Origin of the sequence: Chromobacterium rhizoryzae, from assembly GCF_020544465.1 — a bacterium.
GTDB lineage: Bacteria > Pseudomonadota > Gammaproteobacteria > Burkholderiales > Chromobacteriaceae > Chromobacterium.
Map to the genome: position 1 here is coordinate 842,616 of NZ_CP066126.1, position 290 is coordinate 842,905.

At 51.7% G+C, this 290-nt stretch carries 1 protein-coding gene; it reads left to right on the forward strand.

Annotated features, from left to right (window positions below; all coding sequences use genetic code 11):
* Nucleotides 1-9: 9 nt before the first annotated feature.
* Entirely contained in the window at nt 10-243 is a 234-nt protein-coding gene (locus JC616_RS03835; protein ID WP_107798078.1) for an MbtH family protein, read from the forward strand.
* The last annotated feature ends 47 nt before the right edge of the window (nt 244-290 follow it).

A 290-nucleotide genomic window follows, 5' to 3' on the forward strand; every position in this document is an offset into this window, starting at 1 on the left:
GAGGTTGATATGACGCAGGACGCGATGAACGAAACCAAATACATCGTGGTGGTGAATCACGAGGAGCAATATTCGATATGGCCGGAATATCGCGACATTCCAGCCGGCTGGCGCTCGCTTGGCGTCAGCGGCGCGGAACAGGAGTGTCTGGACTATATTGAAAAGAATTGGACGGATATGCGTCCCTTGAGCCTGAGGCAGTTCATGCAGGAAAATCAAACGGCTTCCCCTTCCGCGAATTAATGGTGTCTATGTCTTGTTTTTGAAGTCGCCGCATCGCGGCGACTTTT